The organism is Paraburkholderia eburnea (assembly GCF_002917095.1).
Taxonomy (GTDB): Bacteria; Pseudomonadota; Gammaproteobacteria; order Burkholderiales; family Burkholderiaceae; genus Paraburkholderia; species Paraburkholderia eburnea.
In genome coordinates, this window is the sequence record NZ_PQGA01000029.1 from 1 (window position 1) to 24807 (window position 24807).

The 24807-nt window shown below is 62.1% G+C and carries 20 protein-coding genes and 2 pseudogenes; 4 read left to right on the forward strand and 18 right to left on the reverse strand.

Going from position 1 to position 24807, the window contains the following annotated elements:
- Nucleotides 1-93: 93 nt before the first annotated feature.
- The 10 genes and pseudogenes from B0G62_RS28820 to B0G62_RS28865 form a co-directional block, all read right to left on the reverse strand.
- Nucleotides 94-771 (reverse strand): amino acid ABC transporter permease, encoded by a 678-nt coding sequence (locus tag B0G62_RS28820; protein WP_103707579.1) that lies wholly within the window; start codon nt 769-771, stop codon nt 94-96.
- Complete coding sequence (locus B0G62_RS28825) at nt 768-1499, reverse strand: amino acid ABC transporter permease (RefSeq protein WP_103707580.1); 732 nt, start codon at nt 1497-1499, stop codon at nt 768-770. The genes B0G62_RS28820 and B0G62_RS28825 overlap by 4 nt, the downstream gene beginning before the upstream one ends.
- A 75-nt stretch (nt 1500-1574) precedes the next feature.
- The gene (locus B0G62_RS28830; RefSeq protein WP_103707581.1) at nt 1575-2408 is read right to left on the reverse strand and encodes an ABC transporter substrate-binding protein; all 834 of its coding nucleotides are present in this window, start codon (nt 2406-2408) and stop codon (nt 1575-1577) included.
- Between the two features lie 364 nt (nt 2409-2772).
- Nucleotides 2773-3210 (reverse strand): annotated as a pseudogene (locus B0G62_RS28835) (IS5/IS1182 family transposase); the annotation flags it as partial.
- A 119-nt stretch (nt 3211-3329) separates the two neighbouring features.
- Nucleotides 3330-4529, reverse strand: coding sequence for a M24 family metallopeptidase (locus B0G62_RS28840; RefSeq protein ID WP_103707582.1), 1200 nt, complete (start codon nt 4527-4529; stop codon nt 3330-3332).
- A gap of 39 nt (nt 4530-4568) precedes the next feature.
- Nucleotides 4569-5885, reverse strand: a complete 1317-nt coding sequence (locus B0G62_RS28845; protein WP_103707583.1) for an MFS transporter — start codon at nt 5883-5885, stop codon at nt 4569-4571.
- A 233-nt stretch (nt 5886-6118) separates the two neighbouring features.
- Nucleotides 6119-7024, reverse strand: a complete 906-nt coding sequence (locus tag B0G62_RS28850; protein ID WP_167401365.1) for a helix-turn-helix domain-containing protein — start codon at nt 7022-7024, stop codon at nt 6119-6121.
- Nucleotides 7025-7250: 226 nt separating this feature from the next.
- Entirely contained in the window at nt 7251-8333 is a 1083-nt protein-coding gene (locus B0G62_RS28855) for a porin (RefSeq protein ID WP_103707585.1), read from the reverse strand.
- Nucleotides 8334-9667: 1334 nt separating this feature from the next.
- A complete protein-coding gene (locus B0G62_RS28860; RefSeq protein WP_407671256.1) occupies nt 9668-10600 on the reverse strand; it encodes an SMP-30/gluconolactonase/LRE family protein in 933 nt (310 codons plus the stop codon).
- Complete coding sequence (locus B0G62_RS28865) at nt 10597-11415, reverse strand: NAD-dependent epimerase/dehydratase family protein (RefSeq protein WP_103707586.1); 819 nt, start codon at nt 11413-11415, stop codon at nt 10597-10599. The genes B0G62_RS28860 and B0G62_RS28865 overlap by 4 nt, the downstream gene beginning before the upstream one ends.
- 95 nt (nt 11416-11510) lie before the next feature.
- Between B0G62_RS28865 and B0G62_RS28870 the strand changes: the two genes are divergently transcribed.
- Nucleotides 11511-12515 (forward strand): LacI family DNA-binding transcriptional regulator, encoded by a 1005-nt coding sequence (locus B0G62_RS28870; RefSeq protein ID WP_103707587.1) that lies wholly within the window; start codon nt 11511-11513, stop codon nt 12513-12515.
- A 54-nt stretch (nt 12516-12569) separates the two neighbouring features.
- Here B0G62_RS28870 and B0G62_RS28875 read toward each other — a convergent pair.
- The 5 genes and pseudogenes from B0G62_RS28875 to B0G62_RS28895 form a co-directional block, all read right to left on the reverse strand.
- Nucleotides 12570-12740 (reverse strand): annotated as a pseudogene (locus B0G62_RS28875) (aldehyde dehydrogenase family protein); the annotation flags it as partial.
- Entirely contained in the window at nt 12719-12877 is a 159-nt protein-coding gene (locus B0G62_RS31840; protein ID WP_167401364.1) for a hypothetical protein, read from the reverse strand. The gene B0G62_RS31840 and the pseudogene B0G62_RS28875, both read right to left, overlap by 22 nt.
- 213 nt (nt 12878-13090) lie before the next feature.
- The gene (locus B0G62_RS28885; protein WP_103707589.1) at nt 13091-14134 is read right to left on the reverse strand and encodes a LacI family DNA-binding transcriptional regulator; all 1044 of its coding nucleotides are present in this window, start codon (nt 14132-14134) and stop codon (nt 13091-13093) included.
- A 75-nt stretch (nt 14135-14209) separates the two neighbouring features.
- Nucleotides 14210-15460, reverse strand: coding sequence for an MFS transporter (locus B0G62_RS28890; RefSeq protein WP_103707590.1), 1251 nt, complete (start codon nt 15458-15460; stop codon nt 14210-14212).
- A gap of 151 nt (nt 15461-15611) precedes the next feature.
- A complete protein-coding gene (locus tag B0G62_RS28895) occupies nt 15612-16805 on the reverse strand; it encodes a porin (RefSeq protein WP_103707591.1) in 1194 nt (397 codons plus the stop codon).
- Between the two features lie 823 nt (nt 16806-17628).
- Between B0G62_RS28895 and B0G62_RS28900 the strand changes: the two genes are divergently transcribed.
- A complete protein-coding gene (locus B0G62_RS28900; RefSeq protein WP_103707592.1) occupies nt 17629-19158 on the forward strand; it encodes a methyl-accepting chemotaxis protein in 1530 nt (509 codons plus the stop codon).
- Between the two features lie 679 nt (nt 19159-19837).
- Here the strand turns inward: B0G62_RS28900 and B0G62_RS28905 are convergent.
- Together B0G62_RS28905 and B0G62_RS28910 are read right to left on the reverse strand one after the other, a co-directional pair.
- Nucleotides 19838-20299: a response regulator gene (locus tag B0G62_RS28905; protein ID WP_103707593.1), complete on the reverse strand. Its 462-nt coding sequence runs from the start codon at nt 20297-20299 to the stop codon at nt 19838-19840.
- A gap of 291 nt (nt 20300-20590) precedes the next feature.
- Nucleotides 20591-20908, reverse strand: coding sequence for a hypothetical protein (locus B0G62_RS28910; RefSeq protein ID WP_103707594.1), 318 nt, complete (start codon nt 20906-20908; stop codon nt 20591-20593).
- Nucleotides 20909-21199: 291 nt separating this feature from the next.
- Between B0G62_RS28910 and B0G62_RS28915 the strand changes: the two genes are divergently transcribed.
- The gene (locus B0G62_RS28915; protein ID WP_103707595.1) at nt 21200-21886 is read left to right on the forward strand and encodes a glycosyltransferase family 2 protein; all 687 of its coding nucleotides are present in this window, start codon (nt 21200-21202) and stop codon (nt 21884-21886) included.
- Nucleotides 21887-22123: 237 nt separating this feature from the next.
- On the forward strand, nt 22124-24451 hold the full coding sequence (locus B0G62_RS28920) for a PAS domain S-box protein (RefSeq protein ID WP_103707596.1): 2328 nt from the start codon (nt 22124-22126) through the stop codon (nt 24449-24451).
- 176 nt (nt 24452-24627) lie between these two features.
- Here the strand turns inward: B0G62_RS28920 and B0G62_RS31845 are convergent, their stop codons facing one another.
- Nucleotides 24628-24780 (reverse strand): hypothetical protein, encoded by a 153-nt coding sequence (locus B0G62_RS31845; RefSeq protein WP_167401366.1) that lies wholly within the window; start codon nt 24778-24780, stop codon nt 24628-24630.
- Nucleotides 24781-24807: the final 27 nt, after the last annotated feature.

Sequence of the window (24807 nt, forward strand, 5' to 3'; positions counted from 1 at the left end):
GTGTTGATGAACGTTCGAAACTTCATCATGGCACGTCGATGCCGACTCGCGGCTTCCGCCGCAGCCTCGGGACGGGGAAGTCCCTTTCATTCTCTAAGACCCTTGCCGCCTCAAAACCCGATTTGCGAGCCACTGAAGCGCGCCGCACAGGAGCAAATAAACGAAGCCGACAAACAGGAATATCTGCGCGGGATAGACCATGAGCCGGTTATTGAGCTGATTCGCGAGGAAGGTAAATTCCGGCACCCCGACGATGTAGGCAAGCGATGTGTCCTTGATGAGCGACACCCACTGGTTGACGAACGACGGCATCATGACGCGCACGGCTTGCGGCAGGACCACCTCCCTGAGCGCCTGCCATCTCGTGAGACCCAGCGACAGTGCGGCATCACGCTGCCCTGTACCGATCGATGCGATGCCTGCGTACACCGAATGCGAAAGGTAGGCGCCGCCGATCAGCGCGAGCGCGCACACGACGGTCGCAAGACCGGGCACGTCGACGTGCAGCAGGATCGGCATAAGAAAGAAAGTCCAGAAGATCAACATCAGCACGGGAATGGCGCGGAAGAACGCCACGACCGCCGTGAGCGCCAGATGTGCGATGCCGCGCGTCATGGCAAGCGCCACGCCGCCCGCGAGACCGATCACCGCCGCGAGCACGGCCGATGTAACCGAAAGCACGAGCGTGAGCGCGACGCCGCCGAGCGGCCCAACGGGAAACGAGCCCAGCAGCAGGTAGCGCAGCGTCGAGAGCGAGTCAAAGGCATTCATGCGCGACCTCGCGGCAGTGCGCGGGTGCCCGTGCGCTGCCAGACGACGAGCGCCACTTCGATGACCGCAATCGTCAGGACGTAAAACACGGTCGCGATACCGAAGGCCTGAAACGTCTTGAACGTTTCGGTATCCACCTGGCGCGACATGTACGAGAGTTCCGCGACGCCAATCGCCATGGTGAGCGACGAATTTTTCACCAGATTCATGTACTGGCCCGCGAGCGGCGGCGTCGCGATGCGCAGCGCCTGCGGCAGGATCACGTAGCGCAGCGCGGTCCAGCGACGCATCCCCAGCGCCGCGGCGGCGTTTGCCTGAGCCTCGCTCACGCCTTGCATGCCGGCGCGAAATTCCTCGCCGATGAATGCCGTCGTATAGCAGGTCAGTCCCAACCAGCCGGCGAGCAGTTCGAAGCTCGGCCAGCGCAGCGTCACAGGTCCCCACGCGAGAGCATGCCCAGCGTTAAGCCAGGTCATCCAGTCCGACGGCAGCAACGCCGCCGCGCCGAAATACCAGAACAGGAGTTGCACCAGCAGCGGCGAGTTGCGGAACACGAACACATACAGCGATGCGGCACGCGCCACCGCCGCGCTTTGTGCGGCGCGCGCGATCGCAAGGACAAAGCCGAGCAGTGTCGCGCATAGGCCCGCGCAGAGGGAAAGCCACAAAGTGACGATGAGGCCCTGTTCGAGCCACGCGAAATACTTGGGTTCAAGCCAGCTATGCATGAATCAGGGAAGCAGAAAGCACAACGCCCGGGCCTCTATGGAGAGAGGCCCGGGACCGGATGACAGCGCTGCGGATCAGCTGCTCTTTTGCGGATCGCCGATCTTGAAGAGGCGCGGCAGCGGCGCGGCGCTCTTCGGGCCGAACCACTTGTCGTAGATCTGGGCGGCCTGGCCGTCGGCTTCGAGATGTGTAAGCGTCGTGTTGACGACGTCAAGCAGACGCGTTTCGCCCTTCGGCACGCCGACGCCTTCATAGTCGTTCGAGATGGTGAACGCCGGAATCTCGTAGTTCGCCTTATCCGGCACGCGCGCGAGCAGCGCGACGAGCTTCGGACCATCCTGCGTGATGGCCTGCACGTTGCCCGTGCGAAGCGCGGCGAACGCAAAAGGCGTGTCGTCATAGGCCACGATGGTCGCGTTCGGATACTTCGCGCGCACCTGCTGTTCGTTGGTCGTGCCCTTGTCGGCGCCGATGCGCAGGTTCGCGAGTTGATCGGGCGATTTGAGCGTGCCCTTCTTCGCGATAAATTGCGTGCCCGAAGCGAAATAAGGCGTGCTGAAATCGACTTCCTTCTTGCGCTCGTCCGTGATCGTGAAGTTGGCGAACACGAGGTCGACCTTACCCGACTTGAGGAACGCGATGCGGTTCGCGGGGTTGGTCGGCTGCACCTCAAGCTTTACGCCAAGGCTTTTCGCCACGGCGCGCGCGTAATCGACGTCGAGACCAACGATCTGGTTGTCCGTCGAATCGACGAAACCGAACGGCGGATTGCTGTCGAATGCGGCGACCCGCAGCACGCCTGCCTTCTTGATATCGTCCAGTCGATCGGCATGAGCCGCGTTCGATGCCACGGCGAGGAGTGCCGTCAACAGTGCGGGAAGCACTGCGCCCCTGATTTTCATCTTCATTGCCGGAATTCCTTTTGTTTGTTGCGCTGTCGAGCGTTGGCTGCTCGGTCGCATTGGCCGCACTCTATCGGTGCGCGTCGCGCAAGGGAACGAAGTTTTTTTCAGGTCGAAAGTCCGGGGAAAGATTTGGCGCGACGGCAGACATGTCCACTAGCAGGCTGTTGAAATACACCTCGCCGATGCCCGGTAGGTCTTTCCGAAGAGATACCGCGTCGGTTTGGTCCGTGTCGATTTGATGCCGAGCGCCCTTGGTTCAGGTGGAACGAATGCCATTTTCCTCGCCGATTTGCGCTTCTACGCCGCTTTGCCCGCGAGCGTACGCATACGTGTGAGGTTGTAGGCCGCCTGAGTGAGCAGGAACAACTCCAACCGTAATCGGGACGCCAGCAAGTTGCGCGGCGTGCGCGAGCATTGCTGCCGCAGCGTCGCGTTCGGCTGTACCGCTGGCCTGCGTTACCTGCGCGTTCACCACCAGGCCGTGCCGGTTGTCGGTGAGCAGGTGCCCGATATAGCAGAGCAGCGCACCGGTGCGACGGCTCTTGCGAAACAGCTTTGCCTGGCTGTCCGTACTCGATTCGTGCGTCTCGTTACTACGCTTCTCGCCGTGCCAGTTCTCGCGCTCACGCGTACCGCCATCGGGCGTATCGTCATTCGACTTGTTCTTGCGTACAAAGCTCTTGTGCCCGGCCCACGCCTGAATCAGCGTGCCGTCCACGCTGAAATGCTCGCCCGACAGGTAGCCACGCGTGTGTGCAGCCTCGACCGTCTCGTTGAACAAACCTACGATGACATCGTGCTCGAGCTCAGTGTTGTCCGTTCCCTTGTCTCAACGTTTACCGCTCCCGCTCCGATGACGGCGGCGGGAGCTATTTCAACAGCTTGCTAGAAACCCCGCGCGCAGCATCCCGCTTACCGAAATGCCTAACCGAGAATGACTTCGGAGAGGCGCGTGGGCGAATGCGTCAGGACTTCGGGCTTTGCATCGGTAACCACAACGGTATTGTCGATCCGGAATCCGCCGAGGTTGTCGACATACAAAGCCGGCTCGACCGAAAAGACTTCCCGCTCTCGCAGCGGGCGATGATTGAACGCCATGTCGGCGGGGAATTCGTGATGCAGAATGCCCATCCCATGCCCGGTGCGGTGTCTGACGTGCTGCGCCAGGCCGGCCCGCTCGAATACTTCCTGCGCCGCCGAATCGATACCCGACAGGGGACGTCCGGCAACCGCCTGCTCCGCTGCCGCATTTGTCGCGCTCAAGGCGGCCTCGTAGAAGCGGATCTGGTCGCTGGTCGGCTGGCCGCAGAAGTACGTCCGCTCGTTTTCGATCACACTACCGTTGAGGCTCGGAATCACGGCATTGACGACGCCGTGTCCGGACTCGAAACGCGCGCCGCCTTGCGCGCCGTCTCCGTGTGGTGCCGCACTGGCCGGCCCGCTCAGGCTGAGAAACACCTTGACCAGCAGGTCCTCACCGGGGAAGCGGCGCGCGCCCTCTTCGTAAAACAGGGCCGCCATGCTGGCGTCCAGCTCCTGCACGAGGCGACCGGGCCGGATGTTCTCGATATATCTTTCCTGCACCCAGTCGGCAAGCGCCGCGACCGCGCGCATATTCGCAATCTCTTCCGGATGCTTTTGCCAGCGCAGGGAGGCAATGGCAGGGAACATTACCTGCAGAGATGCCCCGGGGACCTGCTGCATCGCAGTGGTCAGAAGCGGATGAGATGCGTCGCAACCGATACGGCCAAAGCGCAGCCCGGCCTTGACCACCATGGCAGCGAAGGTGTCGCTCCATTCAGTAATTAGCGGCAGACGCGCGACGACACGGGGATGCTCGGCATAGTAGTGAATGTGCGACTCGTCGACCCAGAGTTTGTTCTGCGCGCTGAAGATCCGTATCCCGCCGATCGACAGTTCGTTGAGCAGGAGCGACATTGCGCCATCGGCCGTCACGATCAGCGCGATCGGACGCTCCCAGGTCTCGACATCCACCGCGAAGTTGGTCGCGTACTGGATCATGTCCGCGCGCATGAATATGAGTGCGTCGAGCCGGTGCTCTTTCATCAGCGCCTGCATATCCTTGAGACGCTGTACGTGGACATTCCGGGTCAAGAGTGCCATTCGAATACCTTTGGTAGCAGATTAGGGAGTGCCCGCCGATCAGCGCGCGCGCGGTAGCATCATCGCGGCCAACAGACTCAGGACGGCTGCAGCGACGATGTAGAACGCGGGAGCGGCCTTATTGGCCGTCGTGCCGATCAGATAAGTGACAATTAGCGGCGAAAAGCCACCGAAAACCGTCGTCGGAATGTTGTATGAGATGGATAGTCCCGTCGAACGTACCTCCGGCGGAAATAGTCGCGAAACGACGGCCGGGACCAGACCGCTGATGGTTCCCATAGGAATCGCGAGGGCCGCCTGCATGAGCAGCAGATTGGTGAGCGTCGGATAACGGATCAGCCACGCATAGAACGGGTAGGTCAGCAGCGCAATCGCCGCTGTGGCGACAGAAAACAGGATGACGGGCCGGAACTTGAGGTCGGCGAGTAGGCCGGCCGCCGGCGCGCAAACCGCCATTACGAGGCCTGCGACCGCTGTGCTCATGAATGGCGCGGAAAGCGGCAAGCCAAGCTGACGGACGGCGAACGTCGGCATATAGATCAGGTTCAGATAAAACGCCACCGTGCCCACGATCGTGACGCCGATCGCCGTGAGCGTAGTCCGCAGTTGCGCGGCGAACAGCTGCGCGATAACCGCCTTGGTCGACAACCGCTCGGCGTCCGTGAGCAGGTCCGGCTCGGTCACATGCTTGCGCACGTAAAACCCGACTGGACCAATCAGTAGGCCGATAACGAACGGCACGCGCCAACCCCAGCTTTCGAGCTGAGCTTGATCCAGCGCATACGTAAGCGATGTTCCCACCGCACCGCCCGCGACGATGGCGAGCATCGTGGTGGACATCTGAAGGCTCACATAGAAGTTCCGGCGCGTCGCGGGAGCTTTTTCAGCGAGGAAGGCCACTGCGCTCCCATACTCACCGGAAGCGGCGAAGCCCTGGATCAATCGAGCCAGCACCAGCAGCGCAGCGCCGACCCATCCTGCCTGTTGATACGGCGGCGCAATGGCGATGAGGGCCGTGCCCACCGTCATGAGCCAGATCGTCAACGTCAGTGCATTCTTGCGTCCGACCCTGTCGCCATAAAGTCCGAGAATCAGGCTACCCAGCGGACGGACGACGAAACCGACGCCAAATGTGGCAGTGGCGAGCAGCAGGGCACCGGTCAGGCCTGCCGCCGGGAAAAAAAGTTTGGCAATGACCGTTGCAAAATACCCGTAGGTGATGAAATCGAACCATTCGAGCGCGTTTCCAAGCGCTGCCGCCACGATCTCGCGCGGTGTATTCGTCCCGGCATATTTCCCGCTCGCGTGCTGTGTCGCCGCTAATCCGGTTTCGCACCCTGCCGACCTGTTACCCATATATCATCCCCTTGTCTTTCGCGACGGCGGCTAGAGTCCTCGCGTTCTGGACGCCAATCTAAGGGGGGCAATAATCGGTGGATTGAAGAAAAGACGCGCTTTGAAGATTTTCGTCGCGTTGCAAAGCGAAGCAGCGCGAGGCGGAACCGGTTCATCTGGACTGAGAGTTAATCAGGAACTCCGCAGTCCCTTTGACTAATTGAATATTCGAAACCCGAGCCGGATGGGACCGTTCACTTTGACATGACTGAACGCCTGAATGCCGTCGAAAATTCTCCGGGCGTCATGCCCGCAAACTGCCTGAACGCCCGGGTGAAATGAGCCTGGTCCGCAAATCCCAATTCGTCGGCAATTGTCGCGAGGCTTTCCATCCCACCCTTCAGCTTTTCCTTCGCGGCCTCGATCCGCAAGCGAAGCCGATATTGATGCGGGGTGAGGCCCGTCGTTTGCCGGAAATTTCGCGTGAACTGCGAAACGCTGACTCCGGCGTTGCTGGCAAGCGTCCCGATGTCGGTATGGGTGCCGAGGCTGTTCGCGATCTCATCAATAGCGGCCTCGATGGCTAGCTGCCGCGGGTCGCGCGACTCCGAAAAACCTGGCTGGTGCCCGTTGTAATAGCTGAGCAGATGGAGAAGCAGCGCGTCGCTTAGCGTATTGAGGTACTGCTCCTGCAGCCGTCCTTTGGCGCGCACGGTGACGGCCAGTCGCTGCATCAGGTTCTGCAGTAACGGATCGGAAACGTAATTCGTCGCTCGCAGCAATGACGACGCCACGTCGCCGCGATATCCCAGCACGCTGAGTCTACGTCGGAGCGCCGCGTCGGGGATATAGACATGGAACATCTCCACGATGCTATCGGCGACCCACGACGGCGAATTGCCTGCGGGAACGACGCGCAGCCGGTTGGCCGGCACCCTCCCTCTGTAAAACATTTCTCCATCTACCCAGCATTGCACATTGAAGGCACGCAGGACTAGCGATACCACGTGAATCTCTTCCAGAGGCGGTGACGTAAAAGGTGTCCGGTGTTTACTCGCAGCGCAGAGCCAACGCGCGCCTGCCACGTCATGTTCGACGGGGAGCACCGAAAGTGGAGCGATTTTCCATGCCTCCGAGACGGACTCGATGATGGGGTGCATTCGACTGTCCCTGGCGGATATTAAACAAGACATCACGCATTTATCCGAGCTAGTCTAGCATTCCTGGAATGCCGCCAAGATTGGCCAGTATAGAGATGGCGCCAGATCTGGGTTGTCGAGCTTCTGGCCATCAAATCCGCTTTCGGAACCTGGCGCGCAAGCGGCCAGGTCCACGGACGATAAGCGATCACTTCATATTAATCTTGCGTGGTTCACGATTGACCGGCTAAAACTTGTGACGGATACCCAGAGTCACGCCTAGCTGGGCATCGCCACTGGAAGGAGCGTTTGAAACGAGCACCGCTTTCACGCCGGAACCGGATGCGTGCAGGTAGTTAACCTGAGCATACAGGTCTGTGCGCTTCGACAGAAACTTGTCCACGACGGCGATCGGTTCTACCCAGTGCACGGCGCCCAGTTTGTAGTAGTTCCCGCCAAGCAGTAATGCAATCGTCGGCGTGACGTACCAGGTGGCGCCTGCTTCGTAAGCGTTCAGGACCGCTGACGCTCCACCACGCCGAAAATCGGTTCGCGTATAGACAGCATGCAGGATGGCCGACTGAAACGCGTAGCTTGCCCCAACTCCGGCAATGTCTAGCCGGTCGAGGCTGATCGTCGCAGTGCCCGCCGGCGAGCCGAGGAGCGAGGAAACGCCGAGACCGGCGGTCGGCGACACAGACGTGTTATTGATCGATGTGTAAGCCGCGGCAAAATTGATTGCCGAGCCGCTGTACCAGATTCCGCCGCTGAACGCGCTATTCGTTGCCAGCGAGCCCGGAACGCCACCCAACGAATACATGGCACCGGCCTGAAGGCCGTTGAAGACCGGCGTTTGATAGCTGACCGCATTGTTGAGGCGTTCGCCGCCCAGGCGGTCGTAGTCGCCGAGGTGAAACGAATAAACGCCCCCCTCGGTGATATTGGTCATAGGAAACAGGTTGATCAGGAAGTCGTACTGACGTCCGAAACTCACCGTGCCACCCGGAGTAGACAGACCGACATAGGCCTGACGTCCGAACAGAAGGCCGCCTTGTCCCAGCGAGCCATTGTTCACATTGAAACCATTTTCCAGTACGAATATCGTCTTGTAGCCGCCGCCGAGATCTTCGGAGCCGCGAAATCCGAAGCGGCTGCCCTGCAGCACTCCACTGGTCTGAGAAACCGAACTGTGCCCGCCCTGGTTATTGACGTACGCAAGGCCTGCATCGACGATGCCGTATAACGTCACGCTGCTCTGAGCGCACGCCGCGCCACTGGACAAGGCTCCGGCCAGCGAAATGGCCATCGTACAAAAGGAAGAACGTTTCATTCGAACTCTCCAAGCCACCCGTTAAGATTTCTTTCACCTTGCGTTGCGTCGATCAACTCATCGGCGCGAACGTCAGCACGGTAAGGTGAATGCCTTGGGTCGAATTGAAGAATTAAATCGCTTTGAACAAAATTGCAGAGCGCCCTTCTGTCGCGACGGAAGCCAGAACGGAGGATCGGTGAGACTTCCCCCAGATTGACCCCGGTATAGACGGCAGGTGAGATGAGGAATTCGCGAACGTCGGAACGTCGGTGCGCACCCGCTCGATGCGCCGTACGCCACCGGCACGTATTCTTTCGGCGACGTACGACCGGAGCATGCGGCTCACGCTGCGTGAACAATGGCCGATATAGTCGGCGGATTCAACCGGTCGATGCAACACCTGGAATCTGCGTGAGCAGCGGAGGTGTTGCAATGAAACAGAGACCGAGGATCTACTACTCCGAACGCCAGAAGGCATTGATGTGGGAGCGCAGGCGAAATACCGACCCCCTTCGTTACCCATGCGACTTCGGCAACGCGGCTGGGTCGGCGGTCGAGTTGGTTTCGAGGTAGAACGCCGATAGAAACAAGACGCTCTCGCTGGCCCGACACGAACGCAAGCAAGGCGGCGCACCCGCTGATGAGCGAGTAACCCGCCAGTAGTTGAATTCGAAAGCTGATCTGGCCGACAACAAGATCCCATGCCTGCTGACTGCGATCCTCGTAAGCGAGCGCATGGTTAATTGCATCGATCAGGTTGAGCACAAAGTCTTCGCCGTCCGCGCAGTCAAACTCGTTGCGCAGCCAGCGCTGAAGGGCCGTCCTGGTCTCCAGTCAGGCTGACTGAACCACTCTTTGCGTGACGATCAAACAGGAAAATCGCTAACGCTGCCGACGCGTTCTTCGCAAACATGGCCCAGCCGCAATCGAGCGATGGCAGATGCGGGGTCGCCCGTGGGCCGTGCTGAAACGGGTACGCAAGGTGCCAACGCCACAGGCGATCGACTGCACACCCGCGAATGCCTGCCTGGGGTCGGCCAGTGCGGTTTTGTTTGGCCAGTGGCATCCGACGCAGGCATCAAGAAGGGGTTTGAGGGACTTGTCCTTAGGGAGCTGGGCATTGCATGCCCAGACCGACTCCAGAAAGCTGCTGCTGCGCGCCAGGTCGTCGGCCGGGTCCATTGAGAAGCATCGAGCGTGGCGTAGCCCATCTGAGCGAGGACCCTACGCTGCTCGAAGAGGTCACCGATGGGGCCGTCTCTGGGGTGCTTCACGCGGTGTTGCCGGATTCCCGAACGGGACAGAATGCTTGCGGCAGTGCTGTCCCGTTGCTTCGACAGAATGCTTGCGGCTCAAAGCGCGGCGGCAAATTCCGGGTCGCACAGTCCGGCCACGCCGGGGTTCAGCACGAGCACACAGCCGTCGTGCTCACCAACGTTGCCAGCCGGCTGGATCGACGTGACGAACAACCTGTCGAGGCGCGGGCCGCCGAATGCGCACATCGACGGCTTCGACACCGGCAGTTCGATCGAGCGATCGAGCCGGCCGTCCGGCGAGAAGCGCAGCAACAGGCCCGCGTCGTTCGCGCAAGTCCAGTAGCAGCCGTCCGCGTCGACCGCCGCGCCGTCCGGGCGGCCCGAGTAGTCGTGCAGGTTCGCGAACAGTCGCCGGTTGGTCGGCACGCCGTCGTCGAGGTCGTAGTCGAACGCCCATATGTGCCGCTCGGTCGGATACGAGTCCGACAGATACATTGTGCGTCCGTCCGGCGACCACGCGAGACCGTTCTGCGTGCAGAGCCCGCCAATCACCGGCGCTGACAGACCCGCATTTGCGTCGTAGCGATACAGCCTGCCGGCCGGCTCGCGGCCAACAGGGTCCTGCACCATCGTGCCCGACCAGAAGCGCCCTTGACGGTCACAGCGACCGTCATTGAAACGCATCCGCCTGGCAGTATGCTCGACCGCCGCGACGAGGCGTACCGACACCGTACCTTGGCGCGCACCGTCGGCTGCTTCGCCGAGTTTCACAGCAAAGAGCCCGCTTTCCATCGCCGCGAGCACGACGCCGTTGCAGTCGAACGCGATGCAGCCGACGCGCTCAGGCAGTGTCCACTCGGTGCGCCGCGCATGCGCGAGCGAATAGCGGACAAGCATCTGCGCCGGAATATCGACCCAGTACAGCGCATTTTCCGCCGCGCGCCACACCGGGCTCTCGCCGACGCTGCAGCGTCGCGCGTCGTCGGCTTCGAGGCGCTCGAAATTCAGTCGCTGCGGCGCGGCGCTCACGATTTCGGCTCCATCGGCCCGAGCAGCACATACGGGCCGCCGTGGTGCAGGCGCGTGATGTCGCTCGTGTCGATCGGCCCTTCGGGCGGGAAGCGGTCCGCGAACGGCCGCGAGCTGTCTCTTGCGACGAAGCCGAGATGCGCGGCCTTCGTGTTGTCCCACCACTTCGAAGGATTGTCGGACACACCGAAGACGATCGTGTGATCGACGCGCAGCGCGAACAGCGAACGGCGCACGAGTTCGGTCAGGTCGGCGAAGCTCAGGAACGTCACGAGCATGCGCGGATTCTGCGGCGCGGCATAGGCGGAGCCGATCCGCATGCAGACCGTCTCGATGCCGAAGCGGTCGAAGTAATAGCGCGACATCGCCTCGCCGAAGCACTTGCTGATGCCGTACATCGAGTCCGGGCGCACCGGGGCGTTCGCGTCGATCACCTCGGTCGTCTTGTAGAAGCCGATCGCGTGATTCGAGCTGGCGTAGATCACGCGGCGCACGCCTTGCTTTTGAGCGGCCGAATACAGGTTGTACGTGCCGAGAATGTTCGCCTGAAGCACGTCGTCGAACGGCGCCTCGACCGAAATGCCGCCCATGTGCACGATCGCATCGACGTCTCGCGCGAGCGCGAGCACCGCTTCGCGATCCGCGAGATCTGCCTCGATCACTTCCTCGCCTGGCCCCGCGGCTTCCATCGGCGCGATGTCGGTGCAGCGCACGACATCAGCCCAGTCGCGCATCGCGACGCGCAGGATCCGTCCGAGATTGCCCGCCGCGCCCGTCAGCAGCAGACGCTTGAATGGCTTGTTACCCTTGTCCATCCTTGTTCCTCATTGTTCGATTGCCCGTTTTGGCCGCCTTCGGCTGGCGGCGTCTCCGTATTCTCACACGCCCGGGAAAACGTTATCCTTCGAGAATGAAAAAACGTGTTCCTACCATTCGCGACGTAGCCGCATCGGCTGGTGTATCGGTCGCTACGGTATCCAAATTCATTAACGCCACACAACGCTTCTCGCCCCCGGTCGAGGCGCGCCTGAAGGCGACCATTGCGCGGCTAGGCTACCAGTCGAACCCGCACGCGCGCTACATGGTGACCGGTGAAACGCGCACGATCGGCCTTTCGGTACTCGACATCCGCAATCCGCACTTCACGAGCCTCGTGAAAGGCGCGAACCGCATCGCGCTCCAGTTCGACTACACGCTGCTGCTTGTCGATGTCGAAGAAAACCCGGCCCGCGAGTTTCAGCTGCTCGAAGCGCTCGCGCGGCGCGTCGACGGTCTCGTGCTGAACACGCGGATGTCCGACGATGATGCCGACAAGCTCGCTCCGCTCAACAAGCCGATCGTCATGATCAATCGCGTGTCGCAAAACCCGCAGTTCGGGAGCGTGAATCCGGACAACCATCGTGCGGGTTTCATGCTCGCGCAGCATCTGCTGAACCGCGGCTATCGCGACATCGGTTACCTCGGCTACGCGCACGCGCGTCCGAACGAGCAGCGTCTCGCGGGCATGAGCGAGTGTCTCGCCAGCGCGGGCGTCGCGCCACGCCTCTTCGAAGCGGACGCGCCGACCGCCTCAGCCGGCGAACGCGCGTGCTCGTCGATCCTGTTCGGCCCGGCGCGCCCGGAGGTGCTGATCTGCTACAACGACCTGATCGCGCTCGGCTTCCTGAAGGAGGCGCGCAATCTTGGCTTTTCGCTGCCAGACGATGTCGCCGTATGCGGCTTCGACAACATCTCCCATGGCGAATACGCGTGGCCCGGACTCACGACCGTCGATGTACAGAGCGAACGCCTGGGCGAAATCGCGATGCTGCGCCTTCTCGATGCGCTCGCCGGCAAGCCGGTGGGCGAAACCGGCTTGCTCGAACCGCGTCTGATCGTGCGCGAATCGACTCTCGGCAAACCGCGCGCCGCGTAACGTGTGCTTCATGCGGCGGCAGCCACCGCCGCGCTATCGCTGCAATCCAGCCGCTTAAACCGCGCCCGGATTCACATAAGACGTCTTCACCGTCGTGTAGAACTCGCGCGCATAGCTGCCTTGTTCGCGCGGACCATAGCTCGATCCCTTGCGGCCGCCGAACGGCACGTGATAGTCCACACCGGCCGTTGCCGTGTTGATCATCACCATGCAGGCCTGGACGTTGCCCCCATGTAATCGGACGGGTGATAGCCCATCTGCGCCGTGCGCGAGCGGTGGCCGAACGAGCGCAGATCGTTCACGCCGTACCAGCGGTAGCTGCGAAGTTGGTCGGGGGTCTTCTTGCGGGTCGGGTTGTCCAAATGAATTCTCTTTCTCGATGAAGGTGCCATCTCGGCGCGGCGCAAGGAAGTTAAACGGTATCCTGCTTCGCTCGTGCAAACTCAATGATAGCGTTACCATTATTCTTGTGGGGCAGGCTAAACGCCAAGTCAGGTCGCAAAGGGGAACCGGAGGGAAAGCCGGGTGCCCGTCCAGGGCCGCTGCGAACCCCGTCGTCTCAGGCCGGGAAGGGGCTACGCGGTATCGCGCGCGACGATGGAGAACCCGACGTCGACGTTGCTCTCCACCCGCGCGCCTTTCAGCCGTGCAATCAGGCATTCTGCTGCGGCCGTGCCGATCCGCTTGCCGTCGACCCGCACGCTCGTGAGCGCGGGCCACATTTCAGCTGCGAATTCGAGGTCGCCGAAGCCGCAAACCGACAGATCGTCGGGCACCCTGATGCCATGGTCGCGGGCCTCGCCGAGCACGCCGAGCGCAAGCAGGTCGGAACCGCAGAACACGCAGTCGATGTCGCGGCGCGAGTCGAGGATTTCCGCGAGCTTTTCGCGGCCGAGCGCGACCGAGCTGGGCGGCGTGACACTCGCGGCCGCGACGTCAGTGATGCCGTGCCGCGCCATCGCGTGCACGAAGCCATCGTGACGCGCGCGGGCGCGCGCGTCCTTCGCGGACACGATCGCGGGGCGCTTCCTGCCGCGCTCGACGAAATGCTGCGCGACCGCCACGCCGACGTCGTAGTGCGAAAAGCCCACCAGCATGTCGACCTGCAGGTCGGTGTCGTCCCACGTTTCGACAGTCGGCAACTGCAGGCTCAGGAGCCGCGCGCGCAGCGGCGCGGTGCGCGCGACGCCAACCAGAAGCACGCCTTCCGGACGGCGCGAGAGCGCCGCGTCGAGCACGCGCAGTTCGTCGGCCTCGCCATAGCCGGAGAGGCCGAGCAGCACCTGATAGCCGGCGCGCGACATCGCATCGCTGAACGCCTGGATCGAAGTGGAAAACAGCGAGTGCGCGATGGTCGGCACGATCGCCGCGATGAGCCGCGACTTCGACGAAGACAGGCTGCCCGCGAGCCGGTTCGGCACGTAGCCGAGTTGCTGGACCATCTGCTGCACGCGCCGCAAGGTTTCGGGGGCGACGACTTCGGGGTTGTTCAGTGCGCGCGACACCGTGATGGGCGACACCTGAGCGAGTGCCGCCACATCCGTGATGCGGATGTCGCGCACGCCGCCGCGCGCGCGTTTGCTGGTCGTCGTTGCTGCTTTTTCTTTCGGTTTGGCCATCGCTCGGATGTTTAGACGAAGCGACGGCAGCCCGCAGGGAATGGACCGCCGTCGGCGTCGTATTGGAGGCGGAGTTTAGCCTAAGCCAATAACGCGGCTTGAGTCCTCGCGGAGTTGCACCGGCGTCATGCGCGGCATCAGCACGTGCATGATGGCGAGCGCAACGATATACGCCAGCGCGCCGACCGCGAACAGCGCCCAGTACTGGCCGGTGCGCTGCAGGGTCTCGCCGATCACGCCGGAGAACAGGAACGAGCCGAGCATTCCCATCACGCCACCGATGCCGATCACCGTGCCGACCGCGCGTTTCGGGAACACGTCGGACACCAGCGTCACGAGATTCGCGGACCAGCCCTGGTGCGCCGCGGCAGCGAGGCCAACCGCGAGCACCGCGAACGTCAGCGTCTGCACCTGGGAGAGCAGCGCGATGGGCATCACGCAGATTGCGCAGACGAGCATTGTCAGCTTGCGTGCGAAGTTCGGACGCTGCGTGCGCGCCAGGAGCTTCGACGACACCCAGCCTCCCAGCACGCTGCCGATGCACGACATGACGTAGATCACCATCAGCGGCATGCCCATGTCCTGAATGTCGATGTGGTTGGACTCGTTCAGCCACTTCGGCAACCAGAACAGATAGAACCACCAGATCGGATCGGTCATAAATTTGCCGACCATAAACGCCCACGTCTCGCGGTAACGTAGCACCGACAGCCAGCCCACCTTCGCTTCCGCGGAAGCGGCCCCGCCGGTGTCCGAGTTGATGTACGCGAGTTCTTCCTTCGACACGCCCGGATTCACGGTCGGCGGACGATAGATGATCATCCATACCACGAGCCAGATGAAACCGGTAATACCGCCGAGAATGAACGCCGCGCGCCAGCCCCACGTCACCGCGACGATCGGCACGAAGGCCGGTGCGATGATGCCGCCGATGGTCGCGCCCATGTTCCAGATGCCGGTTGCGAGCGCACGCTCCTTCTTCGGGAACCAGACGGCCGTCGTGCGGATCGCGACCGGGAAGTTTGACGCCTCGGAGAAGCCAAGCAGACCGCGCACGGCCGCAAAGCCGGGCACCGTCGACGCGAGCGCATGCAGCATCGCCGCGACGCTCCACATCGCCATGGCCGTGCCGTACACACCTTTTTCCGCGACCTTGTCGGCGATGCGGCCGAACACGGCAAGACCGAGTGCATACGCGACGGTGAATACCATCACGGTTTCCGCGTACTGTACCTGCGTCCAGCCGATATCCTTCTGCAGCAGCGGTGCGAGCAGACCGAGCATCTGCCGGTCCATGTAGTTGATGGTGGTCGCGAAAAACATCATCGCGCAGATCGTCCACCGATAACGGCCGGTGGCCGCCCTCGCGACGAGTGAAGGGTTAGCACTCATGGCTTGTCTCCGTTCTTGCTTACTGGATGTTATCGTTATCATCGCGGACGATAACGAGGCCAAACTAAGAACTCAAATCCGGGAATCAGAACAGCACCGTGATGCCGAACATGGCGGCGAACTGGTTGCGGGTCGACGACGGAGTCGGGTTTTCGAGGTCGCCCACCGAGGGCGCCGCCATCACGATGTGGCCGTTCGCGTCGAGCGTGTCGCCGTCCGAACGCTGGAATGCCTGCAGCGCGTAAAGCGTCGTGCGCTTCGACAGGTGATATGCCTCTTTCAGCGAATACTGCTGGTAGCGTGCGGCATCGTTGATACCGTTCGCCTTCGACGCCATCGTGTAGCTGATGCCGCCCGCGACGTCGAACGCCGGCGTAAAGCGATAGATGCCGGTGAGTCCGTACGTGTTGAACACGGCTGTGTCGGTGAAGATCGAACTGCCGCCCGGCAGGTATCGAACGTTCGTGTACGTGAAGCCGACGGTGGCGTTGTCGAACGTGTAGTTGCCGGACGCCGCGGCGTGCCGGACGCCGCGTGCGGTCACATAGCCCTGGTTCAACGCGGACACGCCGAAGGATGCGGTCGATGCCGGGTCGAACGCGATCGTCGTGTTCGTGTTCGCGTTGTTCATCTGCAGGTAGCCGGCCGCGAGCGCGATCGGGCCGTTCGAGTAGCGCAACGCGGCGCTGAACGTCTGTCCCTTCGAGGTGCTACCCGCGAAGCCGCCGAGCGCGTACATCGCACTCGCCTGCAGGCCCGCATAGACCGGCGACGTGTACGTGATCGAGTTGTTGATGCGAATCGTCGTGTCGAGACCGTCGATATCGCCCGGATGCGCGCCGGTTGCGCCAGTCAGTGCCCAACTCGACGACAGCGGGCCGACGAATAGCAGGTACGGCGTGTACTGCCGGCCCATTGTCGCCGTACCGTAGGTGTTGCTCTTTAGACCAACGTATGCCTCGCGATTGAAGATCAGGCCGCTAGAGGACGCCGCACCGCTGTTCGGATCGAAGCCGGCCTGCAGATCGAAGATCGCAGACAAACCGCCGCCAAGGTCTTCGTTGCCGATGAGGCCGAATTTCGACGCGGCCAGGTTGCCCTGGCGAAGGTAAACGTTGGAGTGACCCTTCTGGTTGTTGACGAAGGTAAGCGCGTCGTCAACTGCGCCGTACAGCGTGACACTGCTTTGGGCCGCTGCGTCTCCTGCGACGAACATCACGCCGGCGGTTAGCAACGCGCCGGTCACAAGCGTGGAAGTGCGGGTGGTGGTGGTCTTCATTGGGCGTCCCCTCATTTTTTGGGTCTGCGAATCTTAACCGCCACCCGATTCGCGTCAATCGCCCGGATCGCGCGTGCAACGGGCGTAGCGTGTACCGGCTCAGCCGCTTTTTCACGGCTGGAAAAGTGTCCTTCTCCATCGATTTAGCCCCGGACCGGGAAACAATTTTCCTTCTGTTTCCTCTACGAGGAGAACGCGATGTGGCGGCGCCATCTACTGGAATTTGCGTTGTTTCACGAAACGCCTTAATGCTGTTTTCGCGGGGCCAGGGCAATAAAATCCGGTGGTTGCCGGCTAGGGAAAACGATTACCCTAATCGGCGGGAATGTAGCGTTTTTACGTCTAAGGGGAATCCCCAGCAGACAACCGCAATGATAACGCTACCATCGCGCACGCATATTCATGGGAATACGGCGCGGAACTGGGAGGTCCAGACGACCCTGAAGCCTGCCGCGCCAATGTTCGAGGGGCCGCCGTCTGGCCAGCCGTGTTTGTGTAGCGCTGCGGTTGAGTTCACTTCCTGGTTCCCCTGTATCTGGCCGCGCAAACCCGGCGTCCGAATATCGGCTTCGTGAAACTCCCTACGCAGGGCAGTCCTTCAACTAGTCAAAGTCGCGTACGAATGGTAACGACCCATCGCAGGTAGACACATTTGAATGGTATCGCTACCATAGCGTCACCAGAAAAATCCGTCAGGAAATGGGCTTACCGGTCGACAGGCGGACACCGCGCCGCTTCGGGGTTTCAGTTTTGACCGTCGGGTCGCCCGGACCAGAAGCCGATTTGCTTCAGAGACGTCGTACAGCAAGAGATAAGAATTGACATGAAAGTTTCTACACGCCTGGCAATCCTGACGATGACTGCGCTTATTGCTCTTCTTGCAGTGGGTGCCGGGGCACTTTACGGCCTCCGTCAGGCGATGGTTGACGACAAGCGCGAGGAGATCGTCAATTTGCTGGAGATGGCGAACCACCTCGCCACCTACTTTCATGATCAAGAGATCGCTGGAAGGATGACGACCGAACAGGCCCAGGCGGCGACCAGACTTGCGCTGAACCAGCTGAACTATTCGGCCACCAGTTTCTTTTGGGTACGTTTGCCCAATGGGTTGACCCTGGTACACCGCGACCCGTCCGTGATCGGGAAAATCAATATCGGCCGGGCACCCGATGGGCGACCGGACGGCGATCTCTATCGGGAAATGCTGGATCGCGAGCGTACGCCGGTCATGACGGTCCGGGCCAGGCATCCGACGAGCGGAGACTTCGTCGTCAAGATGAATGGCATCATCGAATTCAAGCCTTGGGGTTGGTGGATCGGAACCGGGTTCTTTACTGACGATATCGACGCCACGTTCTGGCGTGTCGGTGGATTTCTGATCGCGCTGATCGTCGTGGCCATCATCGGCATAGGGCTTATCGCCTGGCAGATCATCCGCAGACTGACCGGGACGCTCGGCGGCGAGCCCGCATATGCGGGAGACGTGATGAACAGGATCGCGCAGGGGGATCTGAGCCTGCCGATCACTCTACGCCCGGACGACAACAGCAGCCTGCTCGCCGCCATGGCACGCATGCGTCAAAGTCTGACGGAAATGCTCACGAAGATCATTTCCGGCTCGGATACGGTCACCGTCGGCACAACGCAGATCGCCCAAGGGAACCTCGACCTGTCCTCCCGCACCGAGGAGCAGGCTGCAGCGCTACAGCAAACCGCGGCGAGCATGGAGCAACTCACCGCGGCGGTCAAGCACAACGCCGATAACGCCAACGAGGCGCGCAGCCTTGCCACTAACGCATCCGAGATCGCGGCCGAAGGCAGCACGATTGTCAACGAGGTAGTCGGCACGATGAGCGGCATCCAGGACAGCTCGAGCAAGATCGCCGACATCATCGGCATCATCGAAGGCATTGCCTTTCAGACAAACATTCTCGCGCTGAACGCGGCGGTCGAAGCCGCACGGGCGGGGGAACAAGGCCGCGGGTTTGCGGTTGTGGCGAGTGAGGTACGAAATCTCGCACAACGTTCATCGACCTCCGCGAAGGAAATAAAGGAACTGATCGAGACGTCAGCCGACCGCGTGCGCAACGGGGCAGAACTGGTAGCGCGTGCAGGCGAGACGATGGACAAGGTAAGCACCGCAATCAGCCGGGTGACGGGCATCATGGGCGAGATTGCCGCGGCCTCGCATGAGCAGAGTCGCGGGATCGAGCAGGTCAATCAGGCGATCGCACAGATGGACGAGGTTACGCAACAAAACGCGGCACTGGTCGAAGAGGCTGCGGCGGCCGCAGGCTCCCTGCAGGACCAGGCCGAACAGCTACGCTCGGCAGTCGGGGTCTTCCGTACGTAGCAGGTAGGAGTGCTTCGGGCAGCGAGTAAAGGGACGAACGACCGGCACCTGTTTTAGCAGCTCAGCGTGCGCAGCAACGCGTCGTCACGGAAGGAGCAGCGCAGTTCGTTGCTGTGGCTGCGAGTGGGTGTCACGAGGCCGGCAGGATTCAGGACGGGCAGATCAATCCCTTCTTCGTGATCATGCATGCAGTGCCGCTGGGAAAGGGCCAGCAATGTCCAAGACGTTCCGCGAGAAAGAGGAGGGGGGCATCAAGGTGGCATTAAAGCCGTAGCGGCGGTATCCGAAAATTGGGCGTGCTGCCCGATGGCCGACGGCACGCAGAACATTGCGATGGAGGCCTTACGAGCCATGGGACGGGGGCGCCTGACAATTTGCAGCGCGCTGTCCGGATACGGGGTGGTCGGCATTCCGCTAGCCTGGTGTCTGGGCAAATACAATGAGTTCGGTGCCGTCGGGGTGTGGATCGGGGGAGATGGGGGACGGCATGTCAGTCCGCGATCCTGCTTACCGCCTGCTTCGCTCCCTGCGGCCGCTTTCCGGACTGACCCGCGCTGCCCGGAAGTGGCAGGACCTGCCGGTTTGCGACCCGGCAACGAGAAGGACACGCCATCCGCCATCCGCGCCGCCTTCGCTCGTGATCCTGATCGATAACGCGACTTAGGTTCCACTGCTGTTTTCATGGCCAGCAGGAAGACTGGACCGCTCGCCACTTCTGCGGCGCGAGATATTGATACCGCCGCGCAACCGCGTGGGCGGTCTGCCCTGCAACGGGGTGATGAGTCAAACGGCGCGCCGCGCACGCGTCGATCACTTCCAGAAAACGGGCAACGGTCACCGGCTTTCTCAAGAAAAAGGACCAGCATCGGCCGCGTTCCAGTGGTTCCTCTGCGGCGGACAGCATCACGACCGGCAACGCCGCAAATGCGGGTTGGGCCCGAACCAGGTCGCACAGCTGCGCGCCGTCCAGGCCCGGCATTTCGTAATCCGTGACGAGGCAGTCAATGAGCTGATGCCGCAGGACAGTCAGCGCGGCCGAAGCGTTCGACGCCATCGTGACGCGATGACCGTCATGCTGAAGGGCGAGTGCGAGCGGAGACGCATTGTTCAGGTCGTCATCAACAAGGAGAATGTTCGGCACGGCTTTCCTGTTTTGTCGCCACGTCTAATGTCCCGCATATCGATATCCCTGGATCCGAACGACCACGCTTTCGACAACCATTCGGCGCGGGTGTCCAATCTCTCGGCAACGCGCGTGCCGCCGGGTGTTACTTGATCGGACCAAGAGCCGACGACCGGGCGCGAGCTGTTTACTACCGCCTTTGAAACGCCCGACGAGGTGTTTCGTGGGGGCCTTGGCGTTTGCCGCCGCGCCATCCAGCAAGTCATCCATAGCCGGGGTAATGCGTTTAGCCCTCGTGACCGCACTGGATTACAGCTTGTCTTTTTCCGTCGACGATTCATTGGGTGGGGCTTCGGATCCTTCCTCATCCTCTTCTTCGTCTGCCCCGGGTTCCTTGCCGGACTTGCCGGTGCCCGTTCCGTCGTTGTCCGGCTGTGATTCCCCGGGTTTGTCGTTGCCCGGGATATCCGTCGACCCGGCTGGCTCACCGCTACCGCCGGGTTCGATCCGCGTCGCGCCACCGACGGCTGGCGGATCACTGGCCGGAAAGCTCTCCTTCACGCTCTCATCGACGTCCTTCTCCGACCGCTCGCCGGGCGTGCGTTGCTCCTGGGATTGCGTTGCCATGCCTCGCTCCTTTGGCCTTCGAGATAGGTAATGGTCTAGCGCAATCGGTATGCCGTCGCGCGTCTTCTTTAAAGACGGCGAGGGGGGGCAGGCCATCCTCAGCGTCAACCTGCGTTCCATCCGCTTACGCGTCTTTGCTGCCCGGCGCATTTGACAGCGTCGAAGGCGTGTCAACCTTTCGCGGATCGAGTCTGTCTTTGGCGGGGGCAGGACGTATGGCTTGAATAGTCTCCGATGCGTGGGCACTAAAGATGCTGGCTGTCTTGCACCCCGACCCTTGCGAAGAAAAAAATGATCGGCATGGTCATTCCGGCGCACAACGAAGAACGACTGCTGGGCCCGTGTCTCGCGGCGGCGTGCGTGGCCGCGCGTCATCCGGATCTGCAGGGCACGCCCGTACGCATCGTCGTAGTGCTCGACGGATGTTCGGACGGTTCAGAAAACATAGTCTTCCGGTCGGGTATCCAGGCCCTCGTCATAAGCGCATGCAACGTAGGCGTCGCGCGGGCGACAGGCGCCGCGCACATGATCGCCCAGGGCGCACAGTGGCTGGCATTCACGGATGCCGACAGCCGCGTGGCACCCGACTGGCTCGTGGCCCAGCTCTCCCTTCGCACGGACGCCGTTTGCGGCTCGGTACAGGTCGAAGACTGGGATGAGCATCCGGCGCGATTGCGCGAAATCTGGGGCGAGCGATATTGCGACGCGGACGGACACCGGCATGTGCACGGTGCGAATCTGGGGGTAAGTGTCCAGGCTTACCAGCGTGCGGGCGGCTTTCCGCCGCTGGCGTGCGGAGAAGACGTCGCGCTGGTCGAACTGCTTCGCGCGACGGGTGCCTCCATCTGCTGGAGCGCGGCGCCGCGCGTCACAACGAGTGCGCGTCTGCGCGCCCGTGTACGGGGAGGATTCGGCGACACGCTCGCGGCATGGGCCCGGCAGGGTGATCCTGGTGGCGCACCTGGGCAAGATTGCTAGCGACCAAAGCGGCTTCGCGTCCTCGGACGCGCGGGCCGAACCGGCGACTGTGGATCAGCCGATCCATCCGGATCTTTCCCCCTCCGCCCCGGTCCACCCGAGCGCGCGGACCCCTTTGCATCACGATACACTGTCAGCCTCCCGATGCCCGCCTCGGGCGAGATGGGACAGGCCGCGCAGCTCGCGCGCTGGATGCTCTTGCCGTTTGTAACGGAGGAATGGAAGAGGATACCGGTTATGGGAAACGACGCTGGTTGGGAAGCGGCGCTCGTCGGGCGCCTGCAAGCCTATGCGATTTTCAGACTGACCGCGCAGGGAACCGTGGCGAGCTGGAACCCCGGCGCGGTCAGGATACTGGGCTATAACGCGGCTGAGGCCATCGGCCAGCCTCTCTCTTGCTTTTATACCGGTGAAAACGCCGAGGCCACGGTTGAGGCCGCACTGGCCCAGGTGCGTGAAAGCGGGCGTTTTGAGACCGAGAGATGGAGCACGCGCAAGGACGGCTCACGGTTCTGGGCGAATGTCCTGATTGTCCAGCTGCAAACGCAGGACGACGGCATGGACGGATTTGCCGTTGTGCTGCGCGACGGCACGGACAAGCGTCTCGCCCACGAGGCGGTGCTGGAAAGCGAGCGCCGTTTCCGGCTCCTCGTGCAAGGTGTCACCGATTATTCGCTGTTCATGCTTTCCCCGGAGGGCTACGTCACCAACTGGAACCTTGGAGCCGAGCGCATCAAAGGCTACGAGGCAGCCGAGGTGCTCGGCACGCATTTCCGGCGTTTTTACCTGCCCGAGGACGTGGCTCAGGGCTTGCCGGAACGAGGCCTGCAGATTGCGACCACCACGGGGCGCTACGAAACGGAAGGCTGGCGTGTTCGCAAGGATGGCAGCCGCTTCTGGGCAAACGTCGTAATCGATGCCATCCGGGATGAAGCCGGCGCGCTGGTCGGTTTCGCGAAGATTACCCGCGACGTAAGCGACCGCAAGGCGGCCCAGGAACAGCTCGACAAGACGCGCACGGCCCTGGCGCACGCCCAGAAGATGGAAGCGATCGGCAAGCTCACCGGCGGCGTGGCGCATGATTTCAACAACGTCCTGCAGGTCCTGCGCGGCAATCTCGAACTCCTTGAGCGTCGCCACGCACGCGATGTCTGGTCGCGCGAGCGCATCGCCAGGGCGATCGATGCAGTGGAGCAGGGTGCCAACCTCGCGACCCAACTGCTGGCCTTTGGCCGCCGCCAGCCGCTTGAGCCGGTGGCGGTGAACCTCGGATCGATGCTGCGCGGAATGGACGACCTGCTCAGGCGTGCGCTGGGCGAAATGATTGACGTGGAGACGGTCGTCGCAGGCGGGTTATGGAACACGCTGGTCGATCCCAACCGGCTGGAAAACGTCGTGCTGAACCTCGCGATCAATGCGCGCGATGCAATGCCGGGTGGCGGCAAGCTCACCCTCGAACTGTCCAATGCCATGCTGGACGAACACTACGGCGCGCTGCCCGCCGACGTGCCGCCCGGCCAGTACATCCTGCTGGCGATCAGCGATACCGGCAGCGGTATGACGCCTGATGTACTGGAGCGCGCGCTTGAACCTTACTTCACGACCAAACCGGAAGGCGAGGGAACCGGCCTGGGCCTGAGCATGGCCTACGGGTTCGTAAAGCAGAGCCACGGCCATCTGCGGATCTATAGTGAAGTCGGGCACGGAACGACGGTAAAGATCTACCTGCCGCGTACGCTTGAGGAAGTTGTAGAAGCGGCTTCCCCATCACAGGCGGTCGTTCTGGCCCGCGGGACGGAGACGGTGCTGGTGGTGGAAGACGAAGCACACGTGCGCACGACGGCAGTCGAAATGCTTGCCGAGCTTGGTTATAACGTGCTGAAGGCCGACAGCGCGCAAAGCGCGATGGCAATCCTGAACAGCGGGGTGCGGATCGACCTGCTCTTCTCCGATGTGGTGATGCCGGGGCCGCTGCGCAGCACGGAGATGGCGCGGATGGCGGTCCGCGTCACGCCCGGCCTGAAGGTGCTGTTTACATCTGGCTATACCCAGAACGCGATCGTGCACGCGGGACGCCTGGATCCGGGCGTCCATCTGCTCAGCAAACCCTACAGCCGCGCGCAGCTCGCGAGCAGGATCCGGGCGGTGCTGGGGCAACCGGCGTCCGCTCCGTCCGCCCCAGTTTCCCCACCTGCGGGCGCAGTGGACAGCAAGGCGCGATCGGTGGTTGTGGTTGACGATGATCTGGCTTCGCGTGAAGCGGTCAGCGAACTGCTGACGGCGATGAATTACCGCGTGGTGCAGGCCGACGGGGTGGAATCAGCGCTGCACGCCCTGAAGCAGACCGGCGCGACCGTCCTTGTCACCGATATGGGACTCGCGGGGCAGTCCGGTATCGATCTGGCGAAGCGCGCGGTGCAAAATTACCCGGCGCTGCATGTCATTTTCGCCTCGGGCGAGCTACCGCCGGACCCCGGCCAACTGTCTTTCCGGTTTGGGTACGTGCGCAAGCCGTTTGCGGCGAACGATCTGGCGCAGGCGATCAACGCATTAACACAGCCATAAAGCGGAAACCAGCATTCCACCGGCAAGCGGAATCGCCGTAGCGATGTCGCCGGTAAGAACTCGTATCGCGTTGAAACAGGCGGATAACGCTGCAGGCTTCGCGAAAAGCCGTCGCGGGGCAGGACGGCCGGGCTATACCTATCACGACTTGGTATCAGGTGGCCGACGGTGACGGCTCATTCCTGGCCGGTGGACGATGCCGCGCCGCGCCCGGTCAGCGCAGCGTCGGGACAGACCGGCGCGCAGACAAAAAGCGCCGCCCCGTCGTCCCCTTTGCTGTTGGCTGCGGCGCTGAACGCAGCAGCGAAGGCAATCGCATCGGCTGTCAACTGAGATCGCCGCGCAGGAAAAAGCGG